Source organism: Streptomyces sp. Y7, assembly GCF_043195415.1.
Classification (GTDB): Bacteria; Actinomycetota; Actinomycetes; order Streptomycetales; family Streptomycetaceae; genus Streptomyces.
This window is the reverse complement of sequence record NZ_JBIDDQ010000005.1, coordinates 84,956-103,601: the sequence shown is the minus strand read 5'-3', so window position 1 is coordinate 103,601 and position 18,646 is coordinate 84,956. Positions and strand designations below refer to the sequence as shown.

15 protein-coding genes are annotated in these 18,646 nt (G+C 72.5%); all 15 read left to right on the top strand.

Annotated features, from left to right (window positions below; all coding sequences use genetic code 11):
* Nucleotides 1-12: 12 nt before the first annotated feature.
* From ACGFW6_RS16040 to ACGFW6_RS15970, 15 genes are read left to right on the top strand one after another with little or no spacing between them, the layout of a single operon-like run.
* Entirely contained in the window at nucleotides 13-2,196 is a 2,184-nt protein-coding gene (locus ACGFW6_RS16040; RefSeq protein ID WP_393509111.1) for a bi-domain-containing oxidoreductase, read from the top strand.
* Nucleotides 2,193-4,157, top strand: a complete 1,965-nt coding sequence (locus tag ACGFW6_RS16035) for an alginate lyase family protein (protein WP_393509108.1) — start codon at nucleotides 2,193-2,195, stop codon at nucleotides 4,155-4,157. The genes ACGFW6_RS16040 and ACGFW6_RS16035 overlap by 4 nt, the downstream gene beginning before the upstream one ends.
* Nucleotides 4,154-5,659: a right-handed parallel beta-helix repeat-containing protein gene (locus ACGFW6_RS16030; protein WP_393509105.1), complete on the top strand. Its 1,506-nt coding sequence runs from the start codon at nucleotides 4,154-4,156 to the stop codon at nucleotides 5,657-5,659. Before ACGFW6_RS16035 ends, ACGFW6_RS16030 begins: the two co-directional genes overlap by 4 nt.
* A gap of 1 nt (nucleotide 5,660) precedes the next feature.
* On the top strand, nucleotides 5,661-6,893 hold the full coding sequence (locus ACGFW6_RS16025; RefSeq protein ID WP_393509102.1) for an O-antigen ligase domain-containing protein: 1,233 nt from the start codon (nucleotides 5,661-5,663) through the stop codon (nucleotides 6,891-6,893).
* A gap of 2 nt (nucleotides 6,894-6,895) precedes the next feature.
* On the top strand, nucleotides 6,896-8,140 hold the full coding sequence (locus ACGFW6_RS16020) for a glycosyltransferase (protein ID WP_393509099.1): 1,245 nt from the start codon (nucleotides 6,896-6,898) through the stop codon (nucleotides 8,138-8,140).
* On the top strand, nucleotides 8,137-9,372 hold the full coding sequence (locus ACGFW6_RS16015; protein ID WP_393509096.1) for a class I SAM-dependent methyltransferase: 1,236 nt from the start codon (nucleotides 8,137-8,139) through the stop codon (nucleotides 9,370-9,372). Before ACGFW6_RS16020 ends, ACGFW6_RS16015 begins: the two co-directional genes overlap by 4 nt.
* The gene (locus ACGFW6_RS16010; RefSeq protein ID WP_393509093.1) at nucleotides 9,369-10,163 is read left to right on the top strand and encodes a glucose-1-phosphate cytidylyltransferase; all 795 of its coding nucleotides are present in this window, start codon (nucleotides 9,369-9,371) and stop codon (nucleotides 10,161-10,163) included. Before ACGFW6_RS16015 ends, ACGFW6_RS16010 begins: the two co-directional genes overlap by 4 nt.
* Nucleotides 10,160-10,807: a PIG-L deacetylase family protein gene (locus ACGFW6_RS16005; protein WP_393509090.1), complete on the top strand. Its 648-nt coding sequence runs from the start codon at nucleotides 10,160-10,162 to the stop codon at nucleotides 10,805-10,807. The genes ACGFW6_RS16010 and ACGFW6_RS16005 overlap by 4 nt, the downstream gene beginning before the upstream one ends.
* Nucleotides 10,808-10,810: 3 nt before the next feature.
* Nucleotides 10,811-11,836, top strand: a complete 1,026-nt coding sequence (locus ACGFW6_RS16000; protein ID WP_393509087.1) for an NAD-dependent epimerase/dehydratase family protein — start codon at nucleotides 10,811-10,813, stop codon at nucleotides 11,834-11,836.
* 17 nt (nucleotides 11,837-11,853) lie between these two features.
* Entirely contained in the window at nucleotides 11,854-13,107 is a 1,254-nt protein-coding gene (locus tag ACGFW6_RS15995) for a DUF4910 domain-containing protein (protein ID WP_393509880.1), read from the top strand.
* Nucleotides 13,108-13,112: 5 nt separating this feature from the next.
* Nucleotides 13,113-14,417, top strand: a complete 1,305-nt coding sequence (locus ACGFW6_RS15990) for a hypothetical protein (protein ID WP_393509084.1) — start codon at nucleotides 13,113-13,115, stop codon at nucleotides 14,415-14,417.
* Nucleotides 14,414-15,361: a glycosyltransferase family 2 protein gene (locus tag ACGFW6_RS15985; protein ID WP_393509081.1), complete on the top strand. Its 948-nt coding sequence runs from the start codon at nucleotides 14,414-14,416 to the stop codon at nucleotides 15,359-15,361. The genes ACGFW6_RS15990 and ACGFW6_RS15985 overlap by 4 nt, the downstream gene beginning before the upstream one ends.
* A complete protein-coding gene (locus ACGFW6_RS15980; protein ID WP_393509078.1) occupies nucleotides 15,358-16,581 on the top strand; it encodes a polysaccharide pyruvyl transferase family protein in 1,224 nt (407 codons plus the stop codon). The genes ACGFW6_RS15985 and ACGFW6_RS15980 overlap by 4 nt, the downstream gene beginning before the upstream one ends.
* Nucleotides 16,578-17,129 carry a dTDP-4-dehydrorhamnose 3,5-epimerase gene (gene rfbC / locus ACGFW6_RS15975; protein WP_393509075.1) on the top strand — a complete coding sequence of 184 codons (552 nt, stop codon included), beginning with the start codon at nucleotides 16,578-16,580 and terminating at the stop codon, nucleotides 17,127-17,129. The genes ACGFW6_RS15980 and rfbC overlap by 4 nt, the downstream gene beginning before the upstream one ends.
* A 7-nt stretch (nucleotides 17,130-17,136) precedes the next feature.
* Nucleotides 17,137-18,462: a glutamate-1-semialdehyde 2,1-aminomutase gene (locus ACGFW6_RS15970; protein WP_393509072.1), complete on the top strand. Its 1,326-nt coding sequence runs from the start codon at nucleotides 17,137-17,139 to the stop codon at nucleotides 18,460-18,462.
* The last annotated feature ends 184 nt before the right edge of the window (nucleotides 18,463-18,646 follow it).

Genomic DNA, 18,646 nt, shown 5'->3' with positions numbered 1-18,646 from the left:
AGAGGAGTTCGGGTGAAGCAGGTTGTACAGAACTACAAGAGCGGCGAGCTGGCGGTGCTCGACGTGCCCGTGCCGGGGTGCAAGCCGGGCGGTGTGCTGGTCCGCAGCGCCTTCTCGCTGATCTCCACCGGGACCGAGCTGATGAAGGTGTCCGAGGCCGGCATGTCGATGCTGGGCAAGGCCCGCTCCCGCCCGGACCAGGTGGCCAAGGTCATGCAGAGCGTGGCCACCAACGGGGTGCCCGCCACGTACCGCAAGGTGATGGGCAAGCTGGACTCCTACACTCCGCTCGGCTATTCGCTGTGCGGTGTGGTCGAGCAGGTCGGCAGCGGCATCGACGACGTGAAGGTCGGCGACCTCGTGGCCTGCGCCGGCAACGAGCACGCGCTGCACGCCGAGTTGAACTGGGTGCCGAAGAACCTCTACGCCCCGGTGCCGGACGGCCTGGCCGCCCGGCACGCGGCCTTCGGCACCGTCGGGTCGATCGCGATGCAGGGTGTCCGCCAGGGCGAGCCGCAGCTCGGCGAGGTGGCGCTGGTCATCGGCCTCGGCCTGATCGGGCAGCTGGTGGTGCAGCTCCTCACCGCCTCGGGGGTCCGTGTCGTCGGCGCGGACCCCGACCCGGCGCGCTGCGAGCTCGCCGAGCGTCTGGGTGCGGCGGCGTGCGACGATCCCGCCTCCGCGGTGGTGGAGAACGCCGTCGCCGAACTCACCGACGGTCACGGCGTGGACCAGGTGTACCTGGCCGCGGGCGGCGGCAGCAACCAGCCGGTCGAGCTGGCCGCCCGGCTCTGCCGGGACCGCGGCCGGGTCGTCGACATCGGCAAGTGCCGTCTGGACCTGCCCTGGAACGCGTACTACGAGAAGGAGCTCGACGTCCGGTTCTCCCGTTCGTACGGCCCCGGGCGTTACGACCCGGAGTACGAGCTTCAGGGGCGGGACTACCCGATCGGCTATGTGCGCTGGACGGAACGCCGCAACCTGGCGTGCTTCCTCGACCTCGTCGCCCGCGGCCGCGTCGACGTGGAGCCGCTGATCTCCCACATCGCCGACTTCGACGACGCCGTCGAGACGTACCGGAGCCTGAAGGACGGCGATCTGAAGGCCGTGGCCGTGCTGTTCCGCTACCCCGAGCACACGGTCGAGGCACCGGCCCCGTCGGTGACCGTGCCCGCGGTGCCGCCGCGCGGCGGCTCGGTGTCCACCCCGGCCAGGACCGTCAACTCGCCGGTGCGTCTCGCGTTCGTCGGCGCCGGCAACTACGCGACGTCGATGCTGCTGCCGCATCTGACCCGGCGTGACGGCGTCGAGCTGTCGACGGTCGTCACCACGACGGCACTGTCCGGGGCCAACGCGCAGCGCAAGTTCGGCTTCGCCGAGGCGACCACCGACCTCGACGCGGTCCTCGGCGACAAGTCCATCGACGCGGTGTTCGTGGTGACCCGCCACAGCTCGCACGCCGACCTGACCCGCAAGGCGCTGCTGGCGGGCAAGGCGGTGTTCGTGGAGAAGCCGCTGGCGCTTACCGAGGACGACCTGGCCGGCGTGCTCGCGGCGGTCGAGGAGTCCGGCAACGACCGGCTGCAGGTCGGCTTCAACCGCCGGTTCGCGCCGCTGCTGCAGGAGGCCAGGGAGCGGTTCGGCGCCCGGACCGGTCCGGCGAGCCTGCGCTACCTGGTGAACGCGGGCCGCCTCGCGCACGGCAGCTGGTACCTCCAGCAGGGCACCGAGGGCTCCCGGTTCGCCGGGGAGGGCGGACACTTCATCGACACGGCGAGCTGGCTGCTGGGGGCCGACCCGGTGTCGGTGTACGCGGTCGCCACGGCCGGCAACGAGGACCTCCAGGTCGTGCTGCGCTACCCGGACGGGTCCACCGCCACCATCAGCTATGTCACCACCGGTGCGCCCGGCTTCCCCAAGGAGACGCTGGACCTGGTCGCGGACGGCAAGGTGCTGCGGCTCGACGACTTCGTCCGCGCCTCGGTGTACGACCGCAAGCGGTGGGTCAGTTCGCGGCTGCCCAAGGCCCGGGACAAGGGGCAGAACGCCGAGCTGGCCGCGTTCGTCAAGGCCGTGCGGACCGGCGGGCCCATGCCGGTGCCGCTGGAGTCGCTGGTCGCCACCACGGCGGCCACTCTCGCCGTGCAGACCGGCCTGGCCGGCGGCACGCCCGTGACGTTGGCGAGCGCGCGATGACCATGAGCGTGGGCTGGTACCTGCGGCGACTGTCCCGGATGGGACCGCGCGAGGTCGGCGGCCGGGCGGGCGACGCGCTGCGCAGGCGGCGGTGGCGGTCGGCGCCGCCGGACTGCCCGGCCGTGACCGGCGCCCGGTTCACCGCGGTACTGCCCGCCGGGACGATCGCCGCGGTGCCTCCGGACGCCGCGAAACGTCTCATCGCCGAGGCGGACCGGCTGATGGCCGGGCACGCCGAGTTCTTCGGGGTGGTCCGTGACGACCTGGCCGACCCGGACTGGTGGTACGACCCGAAGACCGGGCGCCGGGCTCCGGCGGGCTACGCCTTCGACGTGCCGTACCGCAGCGAGGACGCCGTCGGGGACATCAAGCAGATCTGGGAGCCGTCCCGGCACCAGTACCTGACCGTGCTCGCCGCCGCCTACGCGATCACCGGGGACGAGCGGTACGCCGAGCGCGTGGCCGAGCATCTGCGGTCGTGGTGGGCGGCCAACCCGCCGCTGCACGGGGTGCACTGGATCAGCGGCATCGAGCTGGGGATCCGGCTGCTCTCCTGGGTGTGGATCCGCCGGCTGCTCGACGGCTGGCCGGGCGTGGCCGGACTGTTCGAGGACAACCCGGTGGCGCGGAACCAGATCTGGCACCACCAGCGCTGGCTGGCCGCCTTCCCCAGCCGGGGCTCGTCGGCGAACAACCACGTCATCGCCGAGGCCGCCGGGCAATTCGCCGCGGCCTGCGCGTTCGGCTGGTTCCCGTCCTCGGCCGGCTGGCGGGCCGACGCCCTGCGGTCGCTGGACCGGCACCTTCGCGCCAACACCTTCGGCTCCGGGCTCAACCGTGAGCTGGCCACCGAGTATCACGGACTCGTCCTGGAACTCGGCCTGGCCGCGGTGGCCGAGGCGGATGCCGCGTCCGTACCGGTCCCCGCGTCCGTCCGGCTGGTGCTGCTGCGGATGACCGACGCGCTCGCGGCCGTCGTGGACAACCGGCTGCGGCCGCCGCGCCAGGGCGACGCGGACGACGGTCACGGCCTGATCGTGGACGGCGCGGGCACCGACCGCTGGGGCTCCCTGCTGGCCACCGGAGAGGCCGTGTTCGGCCGGCTCGCCTGGTGGCCGGCGGTGACCGGCACCGATGTGCGCACCCCGCTGCTGGCCGCGCTGATCCGGGCCGACGTCGGCGAGGTGACCCGCCCGGCGCGCCGGCCGGCCCACTTCGCGGACGCGGGCATGACCGTCCTGCGCGGGCCGGAGGAGATCTGGTGCCGCTGCGACGGCGGCCCGCACGGCTTCCTGTCGATCGCCGCCCACGCCCACGCGGACGCGCTCTCCGTGGAGGTCCGGCACGACGGCGTCGACGTGCTCGCCGACCCGGGGACGTACTGCTACCACGGGCAGCCCGAGTGGCGGCGGTACTTCCGCTCGACCCTCGGCCACAACACCCTGCAACTGGACGGCACAGACCAGTCCGTCTCCGGCGGCCCGTTCCTGTGGACCCGGCATGCCCGCAGCCGCGTCCTGACGGCGGACACCTCCGACGAGGGGGTGGCCCGCTGGTCCGCCGAGCACGACGGCTACCAGGGCTCCGTCCACCGCCGCCGGGTGGAGCTGACGGCCGCGAGCCGGGAGCTCCGGGTGATCGACGAGGTGCGGGGTGCGAACCGGGCGGTGCGGCTGGCGTTCCACCTCGGCCCGGAGGTCACCGCGGACCTGGTGGGCAGCCGGGCCGTGCTCACCTGGACCCGGGACGGCGAGGAGCGGTCCGCGGTGCTCGACCTGCCCGAGCGGCTGAACTGGCGGGCGCACCGCGGTGAGAGCGAGCCGCCGCTGGGCTGGTACTCCCCCGGGTTCGGACGCAAGGAACCCAGCACCACCCTGATCGGCACCGGCACCACCGACGGCACGGAGGGCTTCACCACCGTGCTCGGGTTCCGCGGCCAGGGGGGCGCGTGCGGATCATGAGGCAGCACTGGGCGGCGGCGTCGGCCCTGGCTCTGCTGGCGGTGACCGGCTGCGACAGCACGTCGGACGCCGGGGCGAAGCCGGCCGCCACGCCGTCGTCCACGGCCGTGGCCCGGGTGTGCGCCGAGCCGGCGGCCGGGCCGGCGACGGCACCGGCGGGCGCGGTGACCGTCGACCCGGCGGTGGTCGGCGACCTCGCCGCGAAGACCAGGAGCAACCCCGCGCACACCACGTTCTGGCTTCGCCCGGGCAAGCACCGGCTCGACCCGGACCGCTACGCCCAGGTCGTCCCCAAGGAGGGGAACCGCTACCTCGGAGCGCCGGGCGCGGTGCTCGACGGCCGGAAGAAGAACCAGTACGCGTTCGGCGGCGACGCCCGTGACGTCACCATCCGCCACCTGACCGTGCAGCACTTCGTCGCGCCGCCGGACGAGGGCGTGGTCAACCACGACTCTGCCGACGGCTGGGTGATCGAGCACGCCACGATCCAGGACAACTCCGGTGCCGGACTGATGGCCGGTGCCCGGCAGCGAGTGCGTGCGAGCTGCCTGCGCGACAACGGCCAGTACGGAATGAACGCGTACAAGTCCGGTGGCCGTCTCCGCGGCCTGGTGGTCGAGGGCAACGAGATCACGGGCAACAACACCGGCGACTGGGAGCGGCGCAAGGAAGGCTGCGGCTGCACCGGAGGCGTCAAGTTCTGGGCCGTCGACGGCGCCGACGTGCGGGGCAACTGGGTGCACGACAACCGCGGAACCGGGCTGTGGGCGGACACCAACAACAACGACTTCCGTATCGAGAACAACCTCCTCGAGGACAACGACGGTGCCGCCCTGATCTACGAGACCAGCTACAACGCGGTCATCCGGGGCAACACGATCCGGCACAACAACTGGGTCGAGGGCCGCAGGGAAGCCGAACGCGGCGACAACTTCCCGTTCGCGACGGTCTACGTGTCCGAGTCCGGCGGCGAACCACGGATCAAGGCCCGCACCGACAAGATCGAGATCTACCGGAACGTGCTGGAGAACAACTGGTCCGGGATCACCCTGTGGGAGAACGCCGACCGGTTCTGCAACAGCCCAGCCAACACCTCGTCGGGTGACTGCACCCTGCTGGTCCGGGACATCGACCGCTGCGCGAGACCGGCGATCGCCAAGGCACCGCTGTACGGCGACTGCCGGTGGAAGACCCAGCGGGTGGACATTCACGACAACCGTTTCGTGCTGGACAAGTCCGTCGTCAAGTGCACCGCGCAGTGCGACCGGATGGCGGTCCTCGCCAACTACGGCACCTACCCGGACTGGTCGCCGTACCAGGGCGAGGGGGTCTCCGAGGCGATCACCCGCAAGCAGCACAACCGCTGGCACGACAACGTCTACGTCGGCCCGTGGACCTTCGTCGCCCACGACCCGAGCCAGGTGCTCGACTTCGGGCGCTGGCAGGCCACGCCGTACCGGCAGGACTCGGGCAGCACCTTCCGCGGACGGGACGGTGGTTGAGATGGGCGGAGGTCACACACCGAAGATCGTCGGAACGGTCTGGGGGCTGCTGGTCCTCAACACGCTCGGCTCCGCCGGCGCGCAGACCATCGTCCCGCTGCCGCGTTCCCTCATCCAGATGGTCACCATGGGCGCGCTGGTCGCCGCGTTCGCGCTGGCGCTCGCGGTCAACCTCCGGCTGCGGATCCGGCCCGGCGCGTACGTCTTCCTGCTCACCCTGCTGCTGGTGACGAGCGTGATCTCCAGCGCCAACCTGGAGTCCGGGTTCGGCGCGCTGTTCCGCTGCGCCCGGCTGGCTCTCTTCGTCGGCACGCTGTGGCTGCTCAGCCGCTGGTGGGACGGCGACCTGACGTTCGTGCGGCACCACATCCGGATGTACTTCGTGGTGCTCGGGTCGGTCGCCGCCGGCCTGGCCATCTCACCGGGCGCCGCCCTGCCCGACCTCTACGGCGGCCGGCTGGTCGGCGCGTTGTGGCCGCTCACCCCACCGCAGATCGGACAGTACGCCGCGGTGATCATCGGGCTCACCGTGCTGCTCCTGCTGGGCCGCAGGACCGACCGGGCCGGCGCGGCCGTGGTCATCGTGCCGTCACTCGTCCTGCTCGCGCTGACCCATACCCGCACGGCCACGCTCGGTCTGATCGCCGGGCTGGCGCTGGCGATCGGCTCGCTCCTGCTGACCAGCGCCGCCGCCCGCCGGTTCTTCACCTGGGCGGTGCTGTGCGCCACGGTGGCCGCGGTGGGCTTCGCCTCCCTGCTCCAAACGTGGTTCCTGCGCGGACAGAGCAAGGAGAACTTCTCCAGCCTCACCGGCCGGGCCAAGGTCTGGGACGCCCTGCTGGCCGCGCCCCGGACGCCCGGGGAGAAGGTGTTCGGCATGGGCCTGGGCGACAAGTCGTTCGACGGGCTGCCGATCGACAACAGCTGGCTGGCCGTCTACCAGGAACAGGGCCTGATCGGCGTCACCCTGGTGGCCGCGGTCATCCTCGTCCTCGGCGGCATCGCGTTGCTGCGGCCGCCGTCGCTGCAGAGGGCCTGCGCGATCTTCCTGATCAGCTACTGCGCGATCGCGTCGTACACCGAGGCCGGTCTCGGTGACGCCTCGCCGTATCTGCTGCATCTGGCCCTGGCCGCCTCGCTGCTGGCGGCTCCCGCCGAGGCCGCGCCGCTCGCCGCGCCCGAACTCCCACGACGACGTGTCCCGAGCTGGGCCCGGAAAACGGAGGTGATCTGAGCATGCACATCCTCGTGGTGCACAACCGCTACGCCTCGGCCCAGCCGAGCGGCGAGAACAAGGTCGTCGACCAGGAGGTGGAGCTGCTGCGCGCGGCCGGCCACCGGGTCGAGACGTTCGAGCGGCGCAGCGACGACATCGCCGGACGGTCCCTGCTGGGCAAGGCCAAGGTGCCGCTCCTGGTGCCGTGGAACCCGGCGGTGCGCACGGAACTCGCCGCGCGGCTGCGCGCCGGGCGGCCGGACGTGGTGCACGTCCACAACGTCTTCCCGCTCCTGTCGCCCGCGGTGCTGGCCGCCTGCGCCGACGCCGGTGTGCCCGCCGTCGCCACGCTGCACAACTACACCCAGGTCTGCCCGCCCGGCACGCTGCAGCGGGACGGGCGGCCGTGCGCCGAGTGCGTCGGGGCGGCGGTACCGCTGCCCGCGGTCCGGCACGGCTGCTATCGCGGCTCCCGCCTCGCGACGGTGCCGCTCGCGGTCGGTCTGTCGGTCAACCGGCGGCGGTGGTGGTCCGGGGTGGAGCGGTTCCTGTGCATCTCGGCGGCGCAGCGCGACGTCCTGGTGAAGGCCGGTATGCCGGCCGAGCGGCTGGTGGTGAAGCACAACTTCGTGCCCGACCCGGACGCCCGCCGCTCGGGCCCCGGCGAGCATGTGCTCTACCTGGGCCGGCTCGCGGAGGCCAAGGGGGTGCGGCTGCTCATGGCCGCGTGGGAGGAGGTCGCGGCGGGCGGCGGTGTGGGCGTGCCGCTCGTGATCGCCGGCACGGGGCCGCTGGAGGCGGAGGTCACCGCCTGGGCGGCGCGCCGGGACGACGTGCACTACGTCGGCCTGTACGACACGGCGGAGTGCCAGAAGGCCATCGCGCGGTCCGTCGCCGTGGTGGCTCCCTCGACGTGGCTGGAGGCGTTCGGCCTGGTGGTCGTGGAGGCGATGGCGGCCGGCGTCCCGGTCGTCGCCGCCGGTCACGGCGCCTTCGTCGAACTCGTCGAGGACGGCGTGACGGGGCTGCTGCACCGGCCGGGCGAGGCCGCCTCGCTCGCGTCCGGCATACGCCGGATCGCGGCCGGCCCGGACCGCAACCAGGAGATGGGCCGGGCGGCCCGACGCCGCTACGAGCTGGGCTTCAGCCCGGCCGTCGGCCTGGAGCGCCTGGTGGAGGAGTACCGCACCGCGATCGCGGGGCGGTCAGCAATGGCTCGCGGCGGGGACACCCGCGCGAACAGGGGGGATGGGGACAGTAGATGACACGATGCCGACTCTGCGGCTCGGAAGCGATGGCGAGCGTGGTCGACCTCGGGGCGACGCCGCCGTGTGAGAGCTTTCTCGCCGCGGACCAACTGGACAAGCCGGAACCGGCGTACCCGCTGCACCTGCGGGTCTGCACCGACTGCTGGCTGGCGCAGATCCCGCCGCTGATCACGCCGGAGGAGACGTTCAGCGAGTACGCGTACTTCTCCTCCTTCTCGACCTCCTGGGTGGAGCACGCGCGCACGTTCGTCGCCGGCGCCGTCGAGCGGCTGGGCCTCGGCACCGACGCCTTCGTGGTCGAGGTCGCCAGCAACGACGGCTATCTGCTGCGGCATGTGGTGGACCGTGGGATCCGCTGCCTGGGCATCGAGCCGTCGGTGAACGTCGGCGCCACGGCGCGGGACGCGGGCGTGCCCACGCTCACGGAGTTCCTGAGCCCGGAGACCGGCGCGGCGGTCCGCGAGGAGCACGGACCGGCGGACCTGGTCGTGGCCAACAACGTGTACGCGCACATCCCCGACGTGGTCGGGTTCACCCAGGGGCTGCGTGCCCTGGTCGCGGACGACGGCTGGGTCTCCGTCGAGGTGCAGCACCTGCTGACCCTGATCGAGGAGAACCAGTACGACACGATCTACCACGAGCACTTCCAGTACTACACGGTCGCGTCCGCGATCCGGGCGCTGGCGAGCGGCGGACTCACGCTCGTGGACGTCGAGTTGCTGCCCACGCACGGCGGCTCCATCCGGCTGTGGGCCCGCCCGGCCGAGGTGGCCGGCGAGCCGAGTCAGCGGGTCGCCGACGTGCTGGCCCGGGAGAAGGCCGCCGGGCTGCAGGAGCTGTCCGGGTACACCGAGTTCTCCGCGCGGGTGGCCAAGGTCCGCCGGGACCTGCTCAAGTTCCTCATCGAGGCGGCCGAGCGCGGCGAGACGGTCGTCGGCTACGGCGCCCCCGGCAAGGGCAACACCCTGCTCAACCACTGCGGGATCCGGCCCGACCTGCTCCCGTACACGGTCGACCGCAACCCCTACAAGCACGGCAGGTACACCCCGGGCACCCGCATCCCGATCCTGCCGCCCGATCAGATAGCCGCCGACCGGCCGGACTACGTCCTGATCCTCCCGTGGAACCTGCGGGCCGAACTGACCGAACAGCTGGCCTTCGTGCACGAGTGGGGCGGCCGGCTCGTCTTCCCGATCCCGGAACTGAGCATTGTCGAGGTAAAGCGATGAAGGTCGTCCTGTTCTGCGGCGGTTACGGGATGCGGATGCGGAGCGGTGCCGCGGACGACGTGCCCAAGCCGATGGCGATGGTCGGCCCGCGGCCGCTGATCTGGCACGTCATGCGCTACTACGCGCACTTCGGGCACAAGGAGTTCATCCTGTGCCTCGGCTACGGCGCGCACCACATCAAGGAGTTCTTCCTCAGCTACGAGGAGACGACGTCCAACGACTTCGTGCTGCGCGGCGGGCGGACCGAGCTGCTGTCCACGGACATATCCGACTGGACGATCACGTTCGCGCAGACCGGCATCGAGTCGCCGATCGGGGAGCGGCTGCGCCGGGTGCGGCACCACCTGGACGGCGACGAGATGTTCCTCGCCAACTACGCCGACGTGCTGACCGACGCCCCGCTGCCGGAGATGATCGACCGGTTCTCCCGGCGTGACGCCGGCGCGTCGATGATGGTGGTGCCGCCGCAGTCGTCGTTCCACTGCGTGGAGCTGGGCGAGGACAACCTGGTGGGCGGCATCACCGCGGTCAGCGAGCTGCCGCTGTGGGAGAACGGCGGCTACTTCGTGCTCCGCCAGGAGGTCTTCGACCACATACCGGAGAACGGCGACCTGGTCGCCGACGGATGCGCCCAACTGGCCAAGCGCGGACGGCTGGTGGCGCACCGGCACCGCGGTTTCTGGAAGCCGACCGACACCGTGAAGGAGCGGGCCGCGCTGGACGCCGCCTACGCGCGGGGCGAGCGTCCGTGGGCCGTGTGGGAGCAGGCCGGCGCCGGAGCGAGGGCGTGATCCGGCTCGGGGCCGCGAGCCTGGACCGGATCGTCGCGGTGGGCGCGCACTGCGACGACATCGCCATCGGCGCGGGCGGCACGCTGCTCGCGATGTGCCTCGCGCGGCCGGGCCTGCGCGTCGACGCGCTGGTGCTCTCCGGCGGCGGGACCGACCGGGAGCAGGAGGAGCGGGCCGCGCTGGCCGCCTTCTGCCCCGGCGCCGATCTGCGGCTCACGGTGCACAAGCTGCCGGACGGACGGCTGCCCGCGTACTGGGAGGAGGCCAAGGCCGCGGTCGAGGAACTGCGCGGACAGACCGAGCCCGATCTGATCCTGGCCCCGCGCACCGATGACGCGCACCAGGATCACCGCGGCCTGGCGCGGCTGATACCCACCGCGTTCCGCGACCATCTCGTGCTCGGCTACGAGATCGTCAAGTGGGACGGCGACCTCGGCCGCCCGTCGGCGTACCAGCCGCTGGCGCCGGAGATCGCCGAGCAGAAGGTGCGGCTGCTGCAGGAGCACTACCCCTCGCAGCGGCACCGGCCCTGGTACGACCGGGAGGCCTTCCTCGGTCTTGCCCGGATCCGCGGCATCGAATGCCAGGCGCGTTACGCCGAGGCGTTCGCCGTCACCAAACTCACTCTCGACCTGGGGGATTGAACCTTGCGCGTACTGCTGACCGGACACCAGGGCTACCTGGGCACCGTCATGGCCCCGGTCCTCACGGCCGCCGGGCACGAGGTCGTCGGCCTCGACGCCGGCCTGTTCGCCGACTGTGTGCTGGGCCCGCGGCCCGCGGACCCGTCGGGGCACCGGGTGGACCTGCGCGACGTCACGGCCGAACACGTGGCCGGGGTCGACGCGGTGATCCATCTGGCCGCGCTGTCCAACGACCCGCTGGGCTCGCTGGCCCCGGAGCTCACCTACGACATCAACCACCACGCGTCGGTACGCCTGGCCCGGCTGGCCCGCGACGCCGGTGTGCGGCGCTTCCTGTACGCGTCCACCTGCTCGGTCTACGGCGCCGCCGGCGGCGACGACCTGGTGGCGGAGGAAGCCCCGCTGCGCCCGGTGACGCCGTACGCGGAGTCCAAGGTGCGGGTGGAGGACGACCTGCACGCGCTGGCCGACGGCGACTTCACCCCGGTGTACATGCGCAACGCCACCGCCTTCGGCTACTCGCCCCGGCTGCGCGCCGACATCGTGCTGAACAACCTGGTGGGACACGCGCTCTTGTCCGGTGAGGTGCTGGTGCTCTCCGACGGCACCCCCTGGCGTCCGCTGGTGCACGCCGCCGACATCGCGCGGGCCTTCACGGCCGCGCTGGCCGCGCCGCGTGAGGCGGTGCACGACCGGGCGTTCAACATCGGCAGCGAGGTCAACAACGTCACCGTCGCCGAGATCGCCGCGCAGGTCGCCGAGGCGGTGGCCGGCGCGAAGGTGAACATCACCGGGGAGAACGGCGCCGATCCGCGGTCCTACCGCGTGGACTTCTCCCGGTTCCGCGCGGCGATCCCCGGCTTCGACTGCGAGTGGACGGTGAAGCAGGGCGCGCTCGAACTCGCCGACGCCTACCGCAGCCACGGGCTGACCCGGGAGGACTTCGAGCAGCGCTTCACCCGGCTCGCCGTGCTGCGCGCGGCGTCCGACGCCGGCACCGTCGACGACACCCTGCGGCGGCGCCCGTGACCGAGCCCGGCAAGGAGATGCACGCCCTGGTGGAGCGGCTGTACCCGCTGTGCCGGAGCATCACCGGCGACGGCGTGCGCGCCACCCTGGAGATCGTCGGCGAGTACATCCCGCTGCAGACGCACGAGGTGCCGACGGGGACCCAGGTCCTCGACTGGACGGTGCCGCAGGAGTGGAACATCCGGGACGCGTACATCGCCGACGCCTCCGGCAACCGGGTCGTCGACTTCGCCGCGTCCAGCCTGCACGTGCTCGGCTACAGCGTGCCGGTGGCGGCGACGATGCCCCTGTCCGAGCTGCGCGCGCACCTGCACACGCTGCCGGACCATCCGACCTGGGTGCCCTACCGCACCAGCTACTACAAGCCGGAGTGGGGGTTCTGCCTGGCCCAGGAGACCCTGGACGCGCTGCCGGAGGGCGACTACGAGGTACGGATCGACTCCACCCTCGCCGACGGCCACCTCACCTACGCCGAGTACGTGGTCCCCGGACAGGTACCCGACGAGGTGATCGTCTCCTGTCACGTCTGCCACCCGTCGCTGGCCAACGACAACCTGGCCGGTATCGCGGTGGCGACGTTCCTGGCCCGGGCGCTGGCGCAGGAGACGCCGTACTACACCTACCGGTTCCTGTTCGCGCCCGGCACCATCGGGGCGATCACCTGGCTGGCCCGCAACGCCGAGCGGGTGGAGCGCGTCAAGCACGGTCTGGTGCTGGCCTGCGCCGGCGACTCCGGCTCGCTGACGTACAAGCGCAGCAGGCGCGGCGACGCGGAGATCGACCGGGTGATGGGGCATGTGCTGGCCGCCTCCGAACGCCCGCACCGCGTCGACGAGTTCACTCCGTACGGTTACGACGAGCGGCAGTTCTGCTCGCCCGGGTTCAACCTCGGCGTGGGCTCGCTCAGCCGCACGCCGTACGCGGGCTACCCCGAGTACCACACCTCGGCGGACAACCCGGACTTCGTCTCGCCCGAGGCGATGGCGGACACGCTCGCCGTCTGCCGTGAGGCGTTCGCCGTCCTCGACCGCAACCGGAGGTACCTCAACCTCAGCCCCTACGGCGAGCCGCAGCTCGGCCGGCGCGGGCTGTACGACGCGCTCGGCGGGCGCAGCGACACCAAGCAGGCCCAGATGGCGATGCTCTGGGTGCTCAGCCTCTCCGACGGCGAGCACAGTCTGCTGGACGTCACCGAGCGGTCCGGGCTGCCGTTCGACACCGTCGCCGGCGCGGCCGACGCCCTGCACGGCGCCGGTCTGATCAAGGCGTGACGCGGATGACCACCGAGGAGGAGAAGGCGACGGCGGAGAAGGCGACGGCACCGGCCGGATCCGTCCGGCGGGCCTTCGTCGGCCGGCTGTCCTGGGGGCTGGCCGACCAGGCGGCCTCCAGCATCAGCAACTTCGCGGTGGGCATCTATGTCGCCCGCTCGCTGGGGGTGACCGCGTTCGGCGTGTTCAGCCTGGCCTGGGTGACCTACGGCGTGGTGCTGAACGTCTCGCGCGGGCTTGCCACCGATCCGCTCGTGGTGCGCTTCAGCGGTGTGTCCGACGCGTCCTGGCGGGGGGCGGTGGCCCGGTCGTCGGGTACCGCCCTCGGCGTCGGTACCGCCATCGGCGCGGCCAGTCTGGTGGCCGGCCTCGCGCTCGGCGGGCGCGTGGGGCCGGCGTTCGCCTGTCTCGGCGTCATGCTGCCGGGGCTGCTGCTCCAGGACGCCTGGCGGTACGCCTTCTTCGCCGCCGGCACCGGGCGCAAGGCGTTCGTCAACGACGTCGTGTGGGGCGTCGCGCTCGTCCCGGCCATGGTGGTGGCGGCCCGGGTGGGCAGCGTGGCCGCCTTCGTGCTCGCCTGGGGCGCGTCCGCCACGGTGGCCGCCGCGTACGGCTACGTCCAGTCCGGCATCCTGCCCCGGGTGAGCCGGGCCCGCGCGTGGCTGCGCGAGCAACGCGACCTCGGCTACCGGTACCTGGTCGAGAACGTGAGCCTCAGCGGCGCGAGCCAGCTGCGGGCGTACGGGCTCGGCGCGATCGCCGGGGTCGGCGCGGTGGGCGCTGTCCGGGGCGCCGAGCTGCTGCTCGGGCCGTTCCTCGCCGTGCTGATGGGGCTGTCGCTGGTCACCGTCGCGGAGGCGGCACGGGTGCTGCGGCGGGCCCCGCACCGCCTCGGCCGGTTCTGTCTCCTGCTGGGGGGCGGACAGGCCGTCGCCGCCCTGCTGTGGGGCGGGGCGCTGCTGCTGATGCCGGACCGGCTCGGCGAGCTCGTGCTCGGCGACGTCTGGCACTTGGCCGCGCAGCTCATCGTGCCGGTCACCCTCGGCGTCGCGGGCGCCGGTCTCGGCACCGGCGCGGCGGCCGGGCTGCGCGCGCTCGCCGCGGCCCGGCGCAGCCTGCGCTGCCAGCTGTTCGCCTCCGCCTGCTACGTCGTCGGCGGGCTCGGCGGGGCGGCCCTGGGCGGGACCGTCGGCTCGGCCTGGGGCGTCGCCGCCGCGACCCTCGCCGGCTCGGCCGTGTGGTGGCTCCAGCTGCGGTCCGCCCTGCGCGAGCGCCTGAAAGAACCCATTCCTGAAGTGAGGACGTCATGACCGCCCATCCCCGGCTGAGCATCGGCCTGCCCGTGTACAACGGCGAGGAGTACTTGGCCGAATCGCTCGACGCCCTGCTCGGCCAGACCTACGAGGACTTCGAGCTGGTCATCTCCGACAACGCCTCGACCGACGGGACCGAGGACATCTGCCGCAAGTACGCCGCGCAGGACTCCCGCATCCGCTACGTCCGGCTGCGCCGGAACATCGGCGCCGCGCCGAACCACAACTACGTGTTCACCGAGTGCCGCGGCGAGCTGTTCAAGTGGGCCTCGCACGACGACCTCTACGCCCGGGACCTGCTGCGGCGCTGCGTTGAGGCGCTGGACGAGCGGCCGGACGTGGTCCTCGCGCACTCCGACCAGGCGGTCATCGACGGCGAGGGACAGGTGAAGGTCCCCTACGAGTACGGGCTCGCCACCGCCTCCCCGCACGCGCCGGAGCGCTTCCGCAGTTTCCTGTTCGAGCCCGGTGGCGACGACTTCTACGGGGTGATGCGTGCCGACATGCTGCGCCGGGTGAAGCCGCACGACAGCTATCACCACGCGGACCGGACGTTCGTCGCCGAGATCGTCCTGCACGGGCCCTTCCACCAGGTGCCGGAGCTCCTGTACTTCCGCCGCGACCACCCCACCCGCGCCGAGCGGGCGAACCCTTCCAAGCGCTCCCGGTGCGTCAACCTGGACCCGCGCCGAGCGGGCGCGCTGCACCCGACGCCCCGGCTGCTCGCCGAGTACGTCTGGGGTTTCGTCTCCGCGATCCAGCGGGCGCCGCTGTCCACGGCCGACCGGCGCGCCTGCTACCGCCACCTGTCCGCGTGGATGACCAGCCGGGTCCGGCCGGGCGCCGGCGAGCGGGTCGAGGACCGGGCACCGGTCGACCCGGCGGGGCTCACCGTCTCCGTCGACGCCCTGGTCGCAGGACGCGAGGGGCGGCGGCCATGAGAACTCCCCTGCGCGTCGGGGTGTTCGGGCTGCTCGGCTCCGGCAACCTCGGCAACGACGGGTCGCTCGAAGCCGTGCTCGCCTATCTCCGTTCCGAGCACCCGGATGCGGTCGTGGACGCCCTGTGCGGCGGACCGGAGGTCGTCTCGGCCCGGTACGGGATCCCCGCGACGCGGCTGCACTGGTACCGCGGGGAGTACCGGACCGCGTCCCGCCTGGGGTCGGTCGCGGGGAAGGGGCTCGGCAAGCTCGTCGACGTGGTCCGCACGGCCGCCTGGGTGCGCCGGCACGACGTGGTGATCGTGCCGGGCATGGGCGTTCTGGAGGCCACGCTGCCGCTGCGGCCGTGGGGCTTCCCGTACTCGCTGTTCCTGCTCTGCGCGTCCGGCCGGCTGTTCGGCACCAAGGTCGCCCTCGTCGGCGTCGGCGCCGCCGCGATCCGCGACCGGGCGACCCGGGCCCTGGTGCGCCGCTCGGCCCGGCTGGCCGCCTACCGGTCGTACCGCGACACCCTGTCCCGCGACGCGATGCGGGAGATGGGCGTGGACACCGCGCGCGACGAGGTCCACCCGGACCTCGCGTTCGCCCTGCCGACGCCGGCGAGCGGGCCGTCGGGCCCGTCGGGCCTGGTGTGCGTCGGCGTCATGGACTTCCACGGCGGCAACGACGACCGCGCCCGTGCCGAGGAGATCCACCGTCGCTACCTCGACGGGACAACTCGCTTCGTGCGCGCGCTGGTCGAGGACGGCCGGCCGGTCCGGCTGCTGACCGGCGACGCGTGCGACGCCACCGTGGTCGCCGCGATCCTCGACGCGGTGGACTCGCCGCTGGTCACCGCCGCGGAGGCGGCCTCGCTGGCCGACCTGACGAGGGAGACGGCGGCGGCCGACACCGTGGTGGCGACCCGGTACCACAACCTGGTCTGCGCGCTGAAGGCCGGCACTCCGACGCTCGCGCTGAGCTATGCGGCGAAGAGCGACGCGCTCATGGCGCGAATGGGTCTGGACGCGTACTGCCACCCGGCCCGCGAGGTCGACGCCGACCGGCTGCTGGAGCAGTTCCGGGAGCTGGAGAAGCGCTCGGCGGAACTGCGGCAGACCCTCGCCGAGCGGAACCGGCTCATCGCCCGCCAACTCCGGGACCAGTTCGCCGCCTTGACGGCCGCCCTGTTCCCGGCGCACGACCCCGCGCACGCCCGCACCCGGCAGGAGAATCCATGAAGGCGACCCAAGTCCCGGCGATCGCGGGCGCGTACCTGTTCGAGCCGACGCCGTACGCCGACGAACGCGGATTCTTCTGCCGCACCTTCGACGCCGACGTGGTCCGCTCGGTGGGTCTCGACCCGCACGCCTTCGTCCAGGACAGCGTGTCCCGCTCGGTGCGGGGCGTGCTGCGCGGCCTGCATCTGCGCTCCGGCGCCGGCGAGGCGAAGCTGGTGCGCTGCTCGTACGGAGAGATCTTCGACGTCGTCGTGGACCTGCGGCCGGAGTCGCCGACCTACCGCGACGTGGCCACCTTCGAGCTGTCCGGCGAGACGCAGCGGACCCTGTACATCCCGGCGGGATGCGCGCACGGCTTCCAGGCGCTGACCGGGACCGCCGACACCTCGTACCGGATCGACCGCCCGCACGATCCGGCCGAGGACGTGACGATCGCCTTCGACGACCCGGAGCTCGCGATCCCCTGGCCGCTGCCGGCCACATCGATGTCCCAGCGGGACCGGGAGGCGCCGAGCCTCGCCGAGGTACTGAAGCACATGGGAAGGTGAAGTGAGCGTGGACACCGAAGAGTTCCTCCTCCCCCGGTCGCGGGCGGCGAACGAGCGGCTGCACGCCCTGGTGCCCGGGGGCGCGCACACCTACGCCAAGGGCGACGACCAGTACCCCGAGCAGCTGGCCCCGGTCATCAGCCACGGCCGGGGCGCCCACGTCTGGGACGTCGACGGCAACCGTTACATCGAGTACGGATCAGGCCTGCGGTCGGTCAGCCTGGGCCACGCCCACCCCCGCGTCACCGAGGCGGTGCGACGCGAACTCGACCGCGGCAGCAACTTCGTCCGGCCGTCCGTCGTGGAGCTGGAGGCCGCGGAACACTTCCTGGTCACGGTGCCGACCGCCGAGATGGTGAAGTTCGCGAAGAACGGCTCCGACGCCACCACCGCCGCGGTCCGCCTCGCCCGCGCCGCCACCGGGCGCGCCCGCGTGGCCATCTGCGCCGACCATCCGTTCTTCTCCGTCGACGACTGGTTCATCGGCACCACGCCGATGTCCGCCGGCATTCCGGCGGCGACCACCGACCTGACCGTGGCCTTCCCCTACGGTGACCTGGCCGCCACGGAGGAGTTGCTCACCCGGTACCAGGACGAGGTCGCCTGCCTGATCCTCGAACCCGCGGGCCACACCGAGCCGGCGCCCGGCTACCTCGCCGGCCTGCGCGACCTGGCCGACCGGCACGGCTGCGTCCTGATCTTCGACGAGATGATCACCGGCTTCCGCTGGTCCGAGGCGGGCGCCCAGGGCCTGTACGGCGTCGTCCCCGACCTCTCCACGTTCGGCAAGGCGCTGGGCAACGGCTTCGCCGTCTCGGCGCTGGCGGGGCGCCGCGAGCTGATGGAGCGGGGCGGGCTGCGGCACTCCGGTGACCGGGTGTTCCTGCTGTCCACCACGCACGGCGCCGAAACGCACTCGCTGGCCGCCGCGATGGCCGTGCAGGCCACGTACACCGAGGAGGGCGTCACGGCCCAACTGCACGCCCTCGGCGAGCGGTTGGCGGCCGGTGTCCGCGACGCCGCGGCCGGCATGGGCGTCGCCGACCATGTAGTCGTCCGGGGCCGGGCGAGCAACCTGGTCTTCGCCACCCTCGACGAGAACGGCCGGCCCTCGCAGCAGTACCGCACGCTGTTCCTGCGCCGCCTCCTCGCGGGCGGGGTGCTGGCTCCGTCGTTCGTGGTGAGCAGCGCGCTCAGCGACGCCGACATCGACCACACGGTCGACGTGGTGGCCCAGGCATGCGCGGTGTACCGGAAGGCACTTGACGCCGGCGACCCCACCCCGTGGCTGGGGGGACGACCGGTGAAGCCGGTGTTCCGCCGCCTGGCGTGACGTACGGCACGGAGACCGGGCGGACGGCCGGCCGAACCGGAAGTGCCGCCGCCCGGTCCGACCTGATGTGACGTGACGTCATGTGATGTGTGATTTGTGACGTGTGAGGCGTGACGTGTGGCGCGTGTGACGCGTGTGGCGCCTGTGACGCGTGTGGCGCCTGTGACGCGTGTGGCGCGTGTGG

Excerpts from the sequence above, each read along its gene's own strand:
- rfbC (WP_393509075.1), top strand. The coding sequence starts at position 16,578 with ATGAAGGCGACCCAAGTCCCGGCGATCGCGGGCGCGTACCTGTTCGAG.
- ACGFW6_RS15985 (WP_393509081.1), top strand. The coding sequence starts at position 14,414 with ATGACCGCCCATCCCCGGCTGAGCATCGGCCTGCCCGTGTACAACGGC.
- ACGFW6_RS16015 (WP_393509096.1), top strand. The coding sequence starts at position 8,137 with ATGACACGATGCCGACTCTGCGGCTCGGAAGCGATGGCGAGCGTGGTC.
- ACGFW6_RS15990 (WP_393509084.1), top strand. The coding sequence starts at position 13,113 with ATGACCACCGAGGAGGAGAAGGCGACGGCGGAGAAGGCGACGGCACCG.
- ACGFW6_RS16030 (WP_393509105.1), top strand. The coding sequence starts at position 4,154 with ATGAGGCAGCACTGGGCGGCGGCGTCGGCCCTGGCTCTGCTGGCGGTG.
- ACGFW6_RS16010 (WP_393509093.1), top strand. The coding sequence starts at position 9,369 with ATGAAGGTCGTCCTGTTCTGCGGCGGTTACGGGATGCGGATGCGGAGC.
- ACGFW6_RS16025 (WP_393509102.1), top strand. The coding sequence starts at position 5,661 with ATGGGCGGAGGTCACACACCGAAGATCGTCGGAACGGTCTGGGGGCTG.
- ACGFW6_RS16020 (WP_393509099.1), top strand. The coding sequence starts at position 6,896 with ATGCACATCCTCGTGGTGCACAACCGCTACGCCTCGGCCCAGCCGAGC.
- ACGFW6_RS16035 (WP_393509108.1), top strand. The coding sequence starts at position 2,193 with ATGACCATGAGCGTGGGCTGGTACCTGCGGCGACTGTCCCGGATGGGA.
- ACGFW6_RS15995 (WP_393509880.1), top strand. The coding sequence starts at position 11,854 with ATGCACGCCCTGGTGGAGCGGCTGTACCCGCTGTGCCGGAGCATCACC.
- ACGFW6_RS15980 (WP_393509078.1), top strand. The coding sequence starts at position 15,358 with ATGAGAACTCCCCTGCGCGTCGGGGTGTTCGGGCTGCTCGGCTCCGGC.